Origin of the sequence: Vallicoccus soli, from assembly GCF_003594885.1 — a bacterium.
GTDB lineage: Bacteria > Actinomycetota > Actinomycetes > Motilibacterales > Motilibacteraceae > Vallicoccus > Vallicoccus soli.
The window spans coordinates 64,944-77,708 of the sequence record NZ_QZEZ01000009.1 but is presented as its reverse complement, the minus strand read 5'-3'; the positions used below and the strand labels follow the sequence as shown (position 1 = coordinate 77,708).

The window sequence follows — 12,765 nt, the reverse complement described above, 5'->3', positions numbered from 1 at the left end:
CGCCGGTCGCGGCCCCCGGACGCACGAACGCCCCGGCGCAGGGCGCTCGGGGCGTGGCGGGCGCGCGCGAGCGCGTCCGGGTCCTCGGGTCACCTGCGCGGGTCGCCCGCTCGTCGCGGGGCCTTCGGCCGCCCCGAGCGGTGCTCGCGGCGACGACCGGCGGTCTCTGGCTCGGCACAGCGTACGCGGCGCCGGTGCCGGACACCAAATCCCGCCCGACCGCGGGCCCCCGCCGGACGCAGGACGGCCCCGCTCCCCCTGGCGGGGGTGCGGGGCCGTCCTGCGGCGCGCCGGGGCGCGCGGGGCGGCTCAGGCCTGCGGCGCCGCGTCCTCGAGGAGGTTGCGCGTGCGCGAGGCGTCGAGCGGGATGCCCGGGCCCATCGTCGTGCTCATCGTGGCCTTCTTGACGTAGCGGCCCTTGGCGGCCGACGGCTTGAGGCGCATGACCTCGTCGATCGCCGCGGCGTAGTTCTCCACGAGCGCCGACTCCGGGAAGGAGGTCTTGCCGATGATGAAGTGCAGGTTCGCGTGCCGGTCGACGCGGAACTCGATCTTGCCGCCCTTGATGTCGGTGACCGCCTTCGCCACGTCCGGGGTGACGGTGCCGGTCTTCGGGTTCGGCATGAGGCCGCGGGGACCCAGCACGCGCCCGAGGCGGCCGACCTTGCCCATCATGTCGGGGCTGGCGACGACGGCGTCGAAGTCGAGGCGGCCCTTCTGGACCTCCTCGATGAGCTCGTCCGCGCCGACCACGTCGGCGCCGGCCGCGCGGGCGGCCTCGGCGCGGTCGCCGGTGGCGAAGACGAGGACGCGGGCCGTCTTGCCGGTGCCGTGCGGCAGGTTGACGGTGCCGCGGACCATCTGGTCGGCCTTGCGGGGGTCGACCCCGAGGCGCAGGGCGACCTCGACGGTGGCGTCGTACTTCGTCGTCGAGGTGTCCTTGGCGAGGCGGACGGCCTCGAGCGGGCTGTACAGCGCGTCGGCGTCGACCTTCTCCGCGGACGCGCGGTAGCTCTTGCTGCGCTTCACGTGCTCTCCCTGGTGGTGGGTGCGTGGTGCGGGCCAGCGCGCGGCCCTGCCACTGGTGGTGCGGGCGGTGGTGCCCTGCGGGGCCTCAGCCCTCGACGGTGATGCCCATCGACCGGGCGGTGCCGGCGATGATCTTCTCGGCGGCGTCGACGTCGTTGGCGTTGAGGTCCTGCATCTTCTGCTCGGCGATCGCGCGGACCTGGTCGCGGCTGAGCGTGGCGACCTTGGTCGTGTGCGGGGTGCCCGAGCCCTTGTCGACGCCCGCGGCCTTGAGGATGAGCCGCGCGGCCGGCGGGGTCTTGGTGACGAAGGTGAACGAGCGGTCCTCGAACACCGAGATCTCGACGGGGACGATGTCCCCGCGCTGGGCCTCGGTGGCCGCGTTGTACGCCTTGCAGAACTCCATGATGTTCACGCCGTGCTGGCCCAGCGCGGGGCCGACCGGCGGGGCCGGCGTCGCGGCGCCGGCCTTGATCTGCAGCTTGATGACCGCAGTGAGCTTCTTCTTCGGGGGCATCTCTCGGGTTCCTTCGACGGGAGCGGTGCGGGCACGGCCCGGGGGCCGCGCTGGTCCTCGCCTGCCGGGCGGCGGGCGGAGGGTCAGATCTTCTGCACCTGGTTGAACGACAGCTCGACCGGCGTCTCCCGGCCGAAGATCGACACGAGCACCTTGAGCTTCTGCGCGTCGGCGTTGATCTCGTTGATCGACGCGGGGAGCGTGGCGAAGGGGCCGTCCATGACGGTGACCGACTCGCCGACCTCGAAGTCGACGGCCTTGACCTCGACCTTCTCCGCCTTCTTCTCCTCCTCCTGCTCCGGCGCGAGGAACTTCATGACCTCGTCGATGGACAGGGGCGAGGGCCGGTGCGTGTGCCCCACGAACCCGGTGACGCCGGGGGTGTTGCGCACGGTCGACCAGGACTCGTCGGTGAGGTCCATGCGCACGAGCACGTAGCCCGGCAGCAGGTTCTGCTTCACCTTCTTGCGCTGGCCGTTCTTGATGACGGTCTCCTCGCGCTGGGGGACCTCCACCTGGTAGATGAAGTCCTCCATGTTGAGGCTCTGCGCGCGGGTCTCGAGGTTGCTCTTGACCTTGTTCTCGTAGCCCGCGTACGAGTGCACGACGTACCAGTCGCCGGGGGCCAGGCGCAGCTGCGTGGCCAGGTCCAGCGGCTCGGGCTCGGCCGCGGGGGCCGCGTCCGCGCCGGCGTCGGGCGCACCGGGTGCGTCGGCCGGGTCCTCGGGCAGCGCGTCCGGGACGGCGTCGCCCTCGACGTAGCCGCCGGTCTCGTCGTCGGTGCCGCCGAGCGCGTCGGTGCCCGAGGCCAGGTCGTCGCCCGGGTCGCCCGCCGTGGGGTCGGCGTGGCGGTGGGCGTCGCCGGTGGTGCCCTCGTCGACGGCGCCGGGCACGTCGCCGGGGAGCGCGGCGCCGTCGAGCTCGTCGACGGAGGCGGCGGCCTCGGCGTCGGCGACCTCGGCGTTCTCGCTGCGGAGCTCCTCGCGGTCGTACGGCGAGGTCGGGTCGGTCACGGTGGGGTACCTCCGGTGCTGCGGGTGCGGCGGGCGGGTGGCGCGGCGGTCGGGCGGTCGGCGGCCCGGCGGGCTAGCCGAACACCCAGAGGGACAGCCGGCCGAACCCGAGGTCGAGGACGGAGACGTACGCGATCACCACGAGCACGAAGACGATGACCACCGTCGTGTAGGTGATGAGCTCCTTGCGCGTCGGCCAGATGACCTTGCGCAGCTCCGCCACGACCTGCCGGTAGAACAGGGACAGGCGCGCCAGGGGGCCCGGGCGCGAGCCCGAGGACCCCGAGCCGCCGCCGTCGGGCAGCGCCGTCGCGCCCCGCACGTCCGTCACTGCGTCCCACCCGTCCGTCGCGGTGCCCGGGACGTCCGGGCCCGAGGTGCGTCGCAGGAGGCAGCCCCCGGTGGCGGGGGCGCCGTCGCAGGGCCGGAGGGACTCGAACCCCCAACCACCGGTTTTGGAGACCGGGACTCTACCAATTGAGCTACGACCCTTCGCTGCCCCCGCACCCTGCGGCCCCTGGCGGGGCACGCGGGCACGACGGCCACGACGCACCGAACGACGAGTGTACGCACCCGGGGCCCCCTGGTCGAACCGCCCCGGGGCGGGCGCTGGGAGGATGCTGCCATGACCGCCGCGAGCAGCAGCCCCGCCACCCCGAGCAGCACCCCCTCCCCCGCCGCCCGCCGGGTGTCCCGGCGCGTCGGCGCGATCAGCGAGTCGGCCACCCTCGCCGTCGACGCGCGGGCCAAGGCCCTCAAGGCCGCGGGCCGGCCCGTCATCGGCTTCGGCGCCGGCGAGCCGGACTTCCCCACGCCGGACTACGTCGTCGAGGCGGCGGTCCGGGCCGCCCGCGAGCCCCGCCACCACCGCTACAGCCCCGCCGCCGGGCTGCCCGAGCTGCGCGAGGCCGTGGCCGCCAAGACGCTGCGCGACTCCGGGTACGAGGTCGCGCCGTCGCAGGTGCTCGTCACCAACGGCGGCAAGCAGGCGATCTACGAGGCGTTCGCGACGCTGCTCGACCCGGGCGACGAGGTGCTCGTGCCCACGCCGTACTGGACGACGTACCCGGAGTCCATCCGCCTGGCCGGCGGCGTGCCGGTCGACGTCGTCGCCGACGAGACGAGCGGCTACCGCGTCACGGTGGAGCAGCTCGAGGCCGCGCGCACCCCCCGCACCAAGGTCCTGCTCTTCGTCTCCCCGTCGAACCCGACCGGGGCCGTGCACACCCCGGCCGAGGTCGAGGAGATCGGGCGCTGGGCGGCCGGGCACGGCCTCTGGGTGCTCACCGACGAGATCTACGAGCACCTGGTGTACGGCGACGCCGAGTTCGCCTCGATGCCGGCGCGGGTGCCCGAGCTCGCGGAGCGCTGCGTCGTCGTGAACGGCGTCGCGAAGACGTACGCGATGACCGGCTGGCGCGTGGGCTGGCTGCTCGGCCCGCAGGACGTGGTGAAGGCGGCGGCCAACCTGCAGTCGCACGCCACCTCCAACGTCGCCAACGTCGCGCAGGCGGCGGCGCTGGCCGCCGTGGGCGGCGACCTGTCGGCCGTCGCCGCGATGCGCGAGGCCTTCGACCGGCGCCGGCGCACCATCGTGCGCATGCTCGGCGAGATCGACGGCGTGGAGTGCCCGACCCCCGACGGCGCGTTCTACGCCTACCCCAGCGTCAAGGGCCTGCTGGGCCGGGAGCTGCGCGGGCGCACCCCGGCCACGAGTGCCGAGCTCGCCGCGCTCGTGCTCGACGAGGCCGAGGTCGCGGTCGTGCCGGGCGAGGCCTTCGGCACGCCCGGCTACCTGCGCCTGTCGTACGCCCTCGGCGACGACGACCTCGTCGAGGGCGTCACCCGCCTGCAGCGGCTGCTCGGCGAGGCCCGCTGAGCGGGGCGCGCGCCGCGGGGCGGGGCCGCGACCTCGCGGCCCTGCCCAAGGCGCACCTGCACCTGCACTTCACCGGCTCGATGCGCCACACCACGCTGGTCGAGCTCGCCGACCGGCACGGCGTGGCGCTGCCCGACGCCCTGCGCTCGGCCTGGCCCCCGCGGCTGTCCGCCGCCGACGAGCGGGGCTGGTTCCGCTTCCAGCGCCTCTACGACACGGCCCGCTCCGTGCTGCGGACGGAGGACGACGTGCGCCGGCTCGTGCGCGAGGCCGCCGAGGACGAGCGGGCCGAGGGCTCGGGCTGGCTCGAGCTGCAGGTCGACCCCAGCGGGTACGCCGCCCGCTTCGGCGGCATCACCGCCTTCACGGACCTGGTCCTCGACGCGGCGGCGCAGGCGTCGGCCGCCACCGGCGTCGGCACGGCGCTCGTCGTCGCGGCGAACCGGACGCGCCACCCGCTCGACGCCCGCACCCTCGCGCGCCTCGCGGCCCGGTACGCCGGGCGCGGCGTCGTCGGTTTCGGCCTGTCGAACGACGAGCGGCGCGGGCGCACCGAGGACTTCGCGCCGGCGTTCGCCATCGCGCGCCGGGCCGGGCTGCTCAGCGACCCGCACGGCGGCGAGCTCCTGGGCGCCGCCAGCGCCCGGGCGGTGCTGGAGCAGCTCGGCGCGCAGCGGCTCGGGCACGGGGTGCGGGCCGTCGAGGACCCCGCGCTGCTCGAGCGGATCGCCGCGCGGGGGGTCGTCCTGGAGGTCTGCCCCGCGTCCAACGTGGCCCTCGGCGTCTGGCCGACGCCCGCCGACGTGCCGCTGCGCACCCTGCGCCGGGCCGGCGTCGAGGTGGCGCTCGGGGCCGACGACCCGCTGCTCTTCGGCGCGCGCCTCGTCGACCAGTACGTCCTCGCCCGCGAGCACCACGGCCTCGACGACGCCGCGCTCGCCGACCTGGCCCGCAGCTCCGTCACCGGCTCGTGCGCCCCGTCGGACGTGCGGGAGCGGCTGCTCGCCGGCATCGACGCCTGGCTCGCGGCCCCCGCCCCGGCGCCCGGCCCGGAGCCCGCCCCGGAGCGCGGCCCGGCGCGCCGGGGCTAGAGCGTCGCGCCCACGAGCACCGGCTCGGGGACGAGGTCGACGCCGAAGCGGGCCCGCACGCCGTCGCGGACCTCGCGCGCCAGGCGCAGGACGTCGGCGCTGGTGGCGCCGCCGGGGTTGGTCAGCGCCAGCGTGTGGCGCGAGGACAGCCGGGCCGGGCCGGCGCCGTACCCCTTGGCGAACCCGGCCCGCTCGATGAGCCAGGCGGCGCTGGTCTTGGTGCGACCGTCGGCCTCGGGGTAGCGCGGGGCGTCCTCGGGCAGCCGGGCGGCCGCGGCGGCGTCGAGGACCGGGTTGGTGAAGAACGACCCGGCGCTCCACGAGTCGGGGTCGGCGTCGTCGTGGACCATGCCCTTGCCGCGGCGCAGCCCGAGCACCGCGCGGCGCACCTCCCCGAGGGGGGCCCGCCCGCCCTTGGCGACGCCGAGGGCGCGGGCGAGCTCGGCGTACGCCACCGGGGCGCCCAGGCTGCCGAGGCGCAGCTGGAAGGTCACGTCGAGGACGACCCAGCGCGGCGAGCCGCCGCGCAGCGCGTCCTTGAGCAGTGAGCTGCGGTAGCCGAAGCCGCACTCGGCGGCGGTGAGGGTGCGCAGGGCGCCGGCGTCGCGGTCGTACGTGCGGACCCGCGCGACGGTCTGGGAGACGTCCTGGCCGTAGGCGCCGACGTTCTGCACCGGGGTGGCGCCGGTGAGGCCGGGGATGCCGGAGAGCGCCTCGACGCCCACCCAGCCCTCCTCGACGGCGCGGGCGACGAGGTCGTCCCAGGGCTCGCCCGCGGCCACGGTCACCGTCGCCCCCGAGCAGCCGTCGACGCACGGCGCGACGCCGCGGGTGGCGACCCGCACGACCGTGCCGTCGAAGCCCTCGTCGGGCACCACGACGTTGCTGCCGCCGCCGAGCAGGAGCAGCGGCTCGCCGGCCGCGTCGAGGTCGCGCACGACGCCGACGAGCTCGTCCTCGGTCTCCGCGGTGACGAGGCGGCGGGCGGGCCCCCCGACGCGCAGCGTGGTGAGGGTGGCGAGGGGGACCGCGGACTCGTCGAGCACGAGGGTCGAGCCTAGGCGACGCCGCCCGGGCTCCCCTGCACGCCGCCCTCCGCCGAGGGCGCGGGCGCCAGGCGCACGACGGCCCGGGCGGCGCCGAGCACCTTGGCGCCGGCGCTGGTGACGGTGAGGTCGACGCGCACGGTGCCGTCGTCGTGGACCTGCGCGACGACGCCGGTGACCTCGACGTCGGCGCCGCCGTCGTGGGCGACGGCGACCGGGCGGGTGAAGCGCGTGCGGTAGTCGACGACGGCGCCGGGGTCCCCGGCCCAGGAGGTGACGGCCCGCACGGCCAGGCCCATGGTGAGCATCCCGTGGGCGATGACGTCGGGCAGGCCCACCGAGCGGGCGAAGTGCTCGTCCCAGTGGATGGGGTTCAGGTCCCCCGAGGCGCCGGCGTACTGCACGAGGTCGGCGCGCGAGAGGTGGACCGACAGCGGCGGCAGGGCGTCGCCCACGGCGACCTGCCCCACGGCGGGGCGGCTCACCCCTCGCCCCGGACGAGCAGGGTCGAGGTCGCGGTGCACACGGCCTCGCCGTCCTCCGTCGTGATCTCGCCGCGGGTGGTGACGAGGTCGTGCCCGCCGGCGCTGCGCACGCCGTCGACGGTCACCGTCACGACGAGCCGGTCCCCCGCGGTGATCGGCCGGGCGTGGGAGAAGCGCTGCTCGGCGTGCACGACGCGGCTGAAGTCGACGCCCACCGCGGGGTCGCGCACGACCTGCGCGTCGGCGCCCATCGACAGCACGACCGCGAAGGTCGGCGGGGCGATGACGTCGCGGTGCCCGAGCGCGCGGGCCGCGGCCGGGTCGCGGTACGCCGGGTGGGGGTCGCCGACCGCGTCGGCGAACTCGCGCAGCTTCTCGCGGCCCACCTCGTACACGGGGGTCGGGGGGTAGGTGCGCCCGACGACGGACGGGTCGACGCCCACGTCAGCGCCTCCTCGGCTCGGGGGACTGCAGCGGTGCCGGCACGGGCCCTAGCGTGCCAGAGGCCGCCCCCCGTGCGGGGAGCGGCCTCTCGTGGCTGCGGGGCGCTGCGCTCAGCGCGTCTCGCGGTGCTCGCGGTGGCAGCGGCAGCGCGGGCAGAACTTGTTGAGCGAGATCCGGTCGGGGTCGTTGCGCCGGTTCTTGCGCGTGATGTAGTTCCGCTCCTTGCACTCCGTGCAGGCCATGGTGATCTTGGGGCGGACGTCGGTCTTGGCAGCCACGGGAGTGCCTCTACTTCCAACGGGTCGGACGGATCAGCGTCCCAGGGTAGCCGACGCCTGCCGGGTGGCAGGGGCGTCGGCCCCGGGGGGTGTGGTAGCGGTGGCCGGACTTGAACCGGCGACACAGCGATTATGAGCCGCTTGCTCTACCGACTGAGCTACACCGCTGCGGGCGGGCCGCCTGCGGCGGTCCCACCAGAGCCCCAATACGGAATCGAACCGTAGACCTTCTCCTTACCATGGAGACGCTCTGCCGACTGAGCTATTGGGGCGAGCGGGAACGAGGATACACGCTCCTCGGGGGTGCTCCGCGCGGGGTGCCCGGGACCGGGGTCGCCCGGCGGTTCAGCCGCTCACCACGCGCAGGGGGCGGTCCGGCCCGCTGCCGGGTCGCCCGGCCACGGTGCGCCGCTCGAGCCAGCGGTCGAGGTCGACCTTGGCCAGCGGCCGGCTCAGCAGGTAGCCCTGGATGACGCCGCAGCCGAGCCGGGTCAGCTCCAGGCGCGTCTCCTCGGACTCCACGCCCTCGGCCACGACGGTGAGCCCCAGCGGCTCGGACAGGTCGATGACGGCCCGCACGATGGCCAGGTCCTCCGGCGAGTGGACCATGGTCGAGACGAAGGACCGGTCGATCTTGACCTCGGTCACGGGCAGGCGCCGCAGGTACGTCAGCGAGCTGTGCCCGATGCCGAAGTCGTCGACCGACAGGCGCACCCCCATGTCGCGCAGCCGCTCCAGCACCGGCACCGCGCGCTCGGGGTCGCTCATGACGCTGGACTCGGTGATCTCCAGGGTGAGCCGCTCCGCGGGGACGCCGCTGGCGGCGAGCGCGTGCCCGACCTCCTCGACGAAGCCCGGGTCGAGCAGGCTGCGCACGGAGATGTTCACGGACATCCCGAAGTGGTGGCCGCGGCGCCCCCAGTCGCGCAGGTCGGCCAGGGCGGTCTGCAGGACGAACTGGGTTAGGGGGCCGATGACGCCGGTGTGCTCGGCGACGGGGATGAACTCGTCGGGCGGGACGATGCCGTGCTCGGGGTGCTGCCAGCGCACGAGGGCCTCGAGGCCGCTGAGCTCGCTGCCGGCGAGGCGCACCTGCGGCTGGTAGTGGACCCTCAGGTCCCCCGCCTCGACGGCCCGGCGCAGCTCGGTGACCAGGCGCAGCCGGCGCGGGCTCGAGGCCTCCATCACCGGCAGGTAGGCCAGCACCCCGCGGCTGGTGCGCTTCGCGGCGTACATCGCCGCGTCGGCGCGCTGCAGCAGGGTCGTCGCGTCGTCGCCGTGGTCGGGGTGCACGGCGATGCCGACGACCGCGCCGACCTCCACCTCCACGCCGGCGATGCGCACGGGCGTGCCGAGCTGGGCCTGCATGCGCGCCGCCGCCGCCTGGGCCGCCTCGAGGTCCGGGACGCCGGTGAAGAGCCCGATCTCGTCGGAGGAGAGCCGGGCCACGGCCTCGGGGTCGGGCGCGGACTCGCGGACCCGGTGCGCGACCTCGACGAGCAGCGCGTCGCCGGCGGCGCGGCCGAGCGTGTCGTTGACGTCCTTGAAGGCCTGCAGGTCCAGGACGAGGACCGCGAGCAGCTCGTCGCGGCCGACCCCCTGCAGGGCGGCGTCGAGCCGCTCCACGAAGGCCCGGCGGTTGGGCAGCCCGGTCAGGGGGTCGTGGTACGCCTCGTGGCGCAGCCGCCCGACGAGGCGGGTGTTCTCCTGCGCCACGCCGAGGTGGACCGCGAGCGTCTCGAGCAGGGCCCGGTCGCCCTCGACGAAGTGGAACCGCTCGCCCTGGCGGTCGAGGACCTCGAGGCTGCCGACCACCTCGCCCTGCACGCGCAGCGGCACGGCGAGCACCTCGCGCACCCGCCGGGCGGCGAGCGCGGCGCGCAGGGCCGCGGACGGGCTGCGGGTGTCGGTGAGGACGGACTGGCCCTCCATGACGAGGCGGCGGACCTCGTCCTTGCCGCCGGTGCCGTGCTGGGGCGCGCGGTCGGCCGCGGTCACCACGAGCAGCCCGCCGTCGGCGATCCAGAGCTGGCAGACCTCGGCGCGCAGCAGGTGGCGGACCCGCTCGAGCAGCGCGGGGTCGAGCACGCCCTGCTGGGCGAAGGTCGTGCTGACCTCGCGGGTGAGCTGGTAGAGCTCGGCCAGGTCCTTGTGCTCCTGCAGGCGCCGGCCGTAGGAGCGGTAGGCCACGACGAGCACCCCGACGACGAGGACGAGCCCGACGGTCGACCAGGGCGAGGCGCTGATGAGCAGCACCACCAGCAGCCCGAGGGTGCCGGAGAAGAGCCCCGTGACGAGGGCGGGGACGGACGCCTGCACCACCTGGCGCAGCGCCAGGGGCGGCTGCACGAGGCGCACGACGAGGCTCACGACCGCGAAGGCGCCGAGCACCACGACGACGAGGGCGAGGTAGGCGGCGCCCCAGAGGCGCTCCGCCTCCCCCCACTCCGCGCGGGCCGGCAGCGAGCCCGCGACCGCGTTGAAGATCACGACGCCGACCGACACCTCGGCGGCGAGCAGGGCCGCGTTGAGCAGCGCCTTGTCGACGCTCCCGCGCCGCACGAGCGCCAGGCCGGCCATGGCGAGGACCCCGGCGACGAGCAGGACCCACGGCGGGACGAGGAAAAAGCCGACGACCAGGACGAGCTCGGTGAGCGGGAAGGCGAAGGAGTGCCGGCGCACCTCGACGTGCAGCTGCTCCGCCTCGGCCGCGACGAAGCCGGCCAGGACGAGCAGCCCGAGGACGAGGTGCTCCTCGTGCCAGGGGGTGCCGGTGCGCACGACCGCCGGCAGCAGCGCGACGACGAGCAGGATGAGCCCCAGCGTGACGGCGCGCGAGGGCGCCAGGGAGGGCGCTCCGCCCTCAGCCGCGGGCCGGGGCACCGTCCACCGTCCTCGGGCGCGGGGGGCCGCTCAGCCCCAGCGGGTGCCGCGGTCCGCGGAGCCCCAGCGGGTGCCGGCCTCGACGGTCACCGTCGCGCCGTCGGACGACGACGTGACGACGGGGGCCGTCGCCAGGACGGCGAGCGGGGCCAGGACGGCGGCGGCGACGACGGCGGCGATGCGCTTCACGGTGACTCCTCGGGCAGGACAGCGGGTCGGTTGCGTACACCAGCACCTCGACCTCCCCCCGACCGGCCTGGAGCCGCTCGCTGCACGTGCACACGTTCGGCGTACGCATCGTGGCAGCAGGAGGGCGGGCAGCACCAGCGGGAGCGGCCGTCCGGGATCCTCCCAACGGACCGGTCCCCGGCGCGCGCCCAGGGGATGGTCATCACCCCGGCAGCCTAGTCATGTGACGGAGCGTGATTTGTGAACGCCATCACAGCGGGTCGGGGCCCGGTACGCAGCAGGGGCGCGGCCCGCTCTCGCGGACCGCGCCCCTGGTGGCGTGGCAGGTGTTGGATTCGAACCAACGTAGGCTGAGCCGACGGATTTACAGTCCGCTCCCTTTGGCCACTCGGGCAACCTGCCGTGGCGCTAGGGAGGATAGCGCAGCCCGGGCCGCCCGCCCGACACCCCCCGACCGCGCCAGCCCCGCCGACCACCGCGACCCCCTGGAGGGAACCCCGTGCCGGACGCCTCGTTCGACGTCGTCTCGAAGGTCGACCGCCAGGAGGTCGACAACGCGCTGAACCAGACCGCGAAGGAGGTCTCGCAGCGGTACGACTTCCGCGGCACCGGCGCGAGCATCCGCTGGTCCGGCGAGCGGGTCGAGATGAGCGCGGGCTCCGAGGACCGCGTCAAGGCGGTGCTCGACGTGTTCCAGGAGAAGCTCGTCAAGCGGGGCGTCTCGCTCAAGGCGCTGGACGCCGGCGAGCCGCAGCCCTCCGGCAAGGAGGTGCGGATCTCCGCCGGCATCAAGCAGGGCATCGGCCAGGACGACGCCAAGAAGATCGCCAAGACGATCCGCGACGAGGGGCCCAAGGGCGTCAAGGCGCAGGTGCAGGGCGAGGAGCTGCGGGTCACGAGCAAGAGCCGCGACGACCTGCAGGCCGTCATCGCGCTGCTCAAGGGCAAGGACCTCGACATCGCCCTGCAGTTCGTCAACTTCCGCTGAGGTCGGCCCGGCGGCGGCCGGCCGGCCGCCACCGGGCCCGCTGCGGCGGCTCAGAGGCGCTGGACGCGGGCCACCCGCTCGGCCACGGGCGGGTGCGTCGAGAGCCACGCCGCGGGCCCGCGCCGGGGCAGCGGGTCGGTGACCATGAGCACGGCGGTGCTGCGCACGCCGGCCCCGCGCGGCAGCGGCAGCGCCCTGGCCCCCACCTCGAGCACCCGCAGCGCCGACACCAGCGCCGCGGCGTCGCCGGTGGCGGCCACCGCGGCGGCGTCGGCGGCGTGCTCGCGCTCGCGCCGCAGCCCCAGGTGCAGCAGCAGCGCCGCCATCGGCGTCAGGAGCAGGAGCAGCAGGGCCACCGGGCCGCCGCCCTCCTCGTCCTCGTCGGCGCCGGGCAGCAGCCACCCCAGCGCCGCGGTCGCGAGGACGGCGCTGGACAGCGCGGCCGCCACCCCGCCGAGGAGCGTGTCGCGGGCCCGTACGTGGGCCAGCTCGTGGGCGAGCACGGCCCGCAGCTGGCGCTCGTCGAGCACGGCCAGCAGCCCCCGCGTCACGCAGACCGAGGCGGTGCGGGGGCAGCGGCCGACGGCGAAGGCCGTCGGGGCGGCCACCGGGGAGACCCACAGGCGCGGCACCGGCTGGCGGGCGTCGCGGCACAGCTCGCGCACGAGCCGGTGCAGCAGCGGGTGCTCGGCCTCGCCCACCGGCCGGGCCCGCATCGACCGGAGCGCACGGGCGTCACCGCGCCACCAGGCCCAGGCGGCGGTCGCCACGACCAGCCCGGCCGCGGCGACGGCCAGCGCGGCGCTCACCGTGGAGCAGGTGCCGAGCGCGAGCCCCGCGACGAGGCCCACCAGGGCCGCGGCGCGCAGGCCGTTGTGGCGCTCGTGCACGCCGTCCTCCCGCTCCCGCCGGCGCCCGCTCCT

The 12,765-nt window shown here is 75.7% G+C and carries 14 protein-coding genes and 4 tRNA genes; 3 read left to right on the top strand and 15 right to left on the bottom strand.

All coding sequences use genetic code 11. The features are described from left to right. Positions 1-309 precede the first annotated feature (309 nt). The 5 genes from rplA to D5H78_RS16590 form a co-directional block, all read right to left on the bottom strand. Complete coding sequence (gene rplA / locus D5H78_RS16615; protein ID WP_119951623.1) at positions 310-1,029, bottom strand: 50S ribosomal protein L1; 720 nt, start codon at positions 1,027-1,029, stop codon at positions 310-312. Positions 1,030-1,114: 85 nt separating this feature from the next. Continuing rightward, on the bottom strand, positions 1,115-1,546 hold the full coding sequence (gene rplK, locus D5H78_RS16610) for a 50S ribosomal protein L11 (RefSeq protein WP_119951622.1): 432 nt from the start codon (positions 1,544-1,546) through the stop codon (positions 1,115-1,117). Between the two features lie 83 nt (positions 1,547-1,629). Continuing rightward, the gene (nusG, locus tag D5H78_RS20120) at positions 1,630-2,559 is read right to left on the bottom strand and encodes a transcription termination/antitermination protein NusG (protein ID WP_245941688.1); all 930 of its coding nucleotides are present in this window, start codon (positions 2,557-2,559) and stop codon (positions 1,630-1,632) included. A gap of 73 nt (positions 2,560-2,632) precedes the next feature. Then, the gene (gene secE, locus D5H78_RS16595) at positions 2,633-2,890 is read right to left on the bottom strand and encodes a preprotein translocase subunit SecE (protein ID WP_165865777.1); all 258 of its coding nucleotides are present in this window, start codon (positions 2,888-2,890) and stop codon (positions 2,633-2,635) included. 88 nt (positions 2,891-2,978) lie between these two features. Beyond that, positions 2,979-3,051: transfer RNA gene (locus D5H78_RS16590), tRNA-Trp, on the bottom strand. A 133-nt stretch (positions 3,052-3,184) separates the two neighbouring features. On the opposite strand from D5H78_RS16590, the gene D5H78_RS16585 reads away from it, so the two are divergent. Next, positions 3,185-4,438 carry a pyridoxal phosphate-dependent aminotransferase gene (locus D5H78_RS16585; protein ID WP_119951620.1) on the top strand — a complete coding sequence of 418 codons (1,254 nt, stop codon included), beginning with the start codon at positions 3,185-3,187 and terminating at the stop codon, positions 4,436-4,438. Continuing rightward, positions 4,435-5,529, top strand: a complete 1,095-nt coding sequence (locus D5H78_RS16580) for an adenosine deaminase (RefSeq protein ID WP_119951689.1) — start codon at positions 4,435-4,437, stop codon at positions 5,527-5,529. The genes D5H78_RS16585 and D5H78_RS16580 overlap by 4 nt, the downstream gene beginning before the upstream one ends. Here D5H78_RS16580 and D5H78_RS16575 read toward each other — a convergent pair. From D5H78_RS16575 to D5H78_RS16540, 9 genes are all read right to left on the bottom strand, one after another. Then, positions 5,526-6,575, bottom strand: a complete 1,050-nt coding sequence (locus D5H78_RS16575) for a UDP-N-acetylmuramate dehydrogenase (protein ID WP_119951619.1) — start codon at positions 6,573-6,575, stop codon at positions 5,526-5,528. The genes D5H78_RS16580 and D5H78_RS16575 overlap by 4 nt on opposite strands. Before the next feature lie 11 nt (positions 6,576-6,586). Continuing rightward, positions 6,587-7,060 carry a MaoC family dehydratase gene (locus D5H78_RS16570; protein ID WP_119951618.1) on the bottom strand — a complete coding sequence of 158 codons (474 nt, stop codon included), beginning with the start codon at positions 7,058-7,060 and terminating at the stop codon, positions 6,587-6,589. Further along, positions 7,057-7,503, bottom strand: a complete 447-nt coding sequence (locus tag D5H78_RS16565) for a MaoC family dehydratase N-terminal domain-containing protein (protein WP_119951617.1) — start codon at positions 7,501-7,503, stop codon at positions 7,057-7,059. Before D5H78_RS16565 ends, D5H78_RS16570 begins: the two co-directional genes overlap by 4 nt. Positions 7,504-7,614: 111 nt before the next feature. Beyond that, positions 7,615-7,746, bottom strand: coding sequence for a 50S ribosomal protein L33 (gene rpmG, locus D5H78_RS16560; RefSeq protein WP_245941691.1), 132 nt, complete (start codon positions 7,744-7,746; stop codon positions 7,615-7,617). Positions 7,747-7,874: 128 nt separating this feature from the next. Beyond that, positions 7,875-7,950, bottom strand: a tRNA-Met gene (locus D5H78_RS16555). 31 nt (positions 7,951-7,981) lie between these two features. Beyond that, positions 7,982-8,054, bottom strand: a tRNA-Thr gene (locus tag D5H78_RS16550). 73 nt (positions 8,055-8,127) lie between these two features. Continuing rightward, on the bottom strand, positions 8,128-10,665 hold the full coding sequence (locus D5H78_RS16545) for a putative bifunctional diguanylate cyclase/phosphodiesterase (protein ID WP_119951615.1): 2,538 nt from the start codon (positions 10,663-10,665) through the stop codon (positions 8,128-8,130). 30 nt (positions 10,666-10,695) lie between these two features. Beyond that, the gene (locus D5H78_RS19445; protein WP_165865776.1) at positions 10,696-10,854 is read right to left on the bottom strand and encodes a hypothetical protein; all 159 of its coding nucleotides are present in this window, start codon (positions 10,852-10,854) and stop codon (positions 10,696-10,698) included. Positions 10,855-11,174: 320 nt separating this feature from the next. Then, positions 11,175-11,256: transfer RNA gene (locus D5H78_RS16540), tRNA-Tyr, on the bottom strand. A 97-nt stretch (positions 11,257-11,353) separates the two neighbouring features. Here D5H78_RS16540 and D5H78_RS16535 point away from each other — a divergent pair. Further along, a complete protein-coding gene (locus D5H78_RS16535) occupies positions 11,354-11,842 on the top strand; it encodes a YajQ family cyclic di-GMP-binding protein (RefSeq protein WP_119951614.1) in 489 nt (162 codons plus the stop codon). Between the two features lie 50 nt (positions 11,843-11,892). On the opposite strand, the gene D5H78_RS16530 is transcribed toward D5H78_RS16535, so the two are convergent. After that, the gene (locus tag D5H78_RS16530) at positions 11,893-12,732 is read right to left on the bottom strand and encodes a M48 family metalloprotease (RefSeq protein WP_119951613.1); all 840 of its coding nucleotides are present in this window, start codon (positions 12,730-12,732) and stop codon (positions 11,893-11,895) included. Positions 12,733-12,765: the final 33 nt, after the last annotated feature.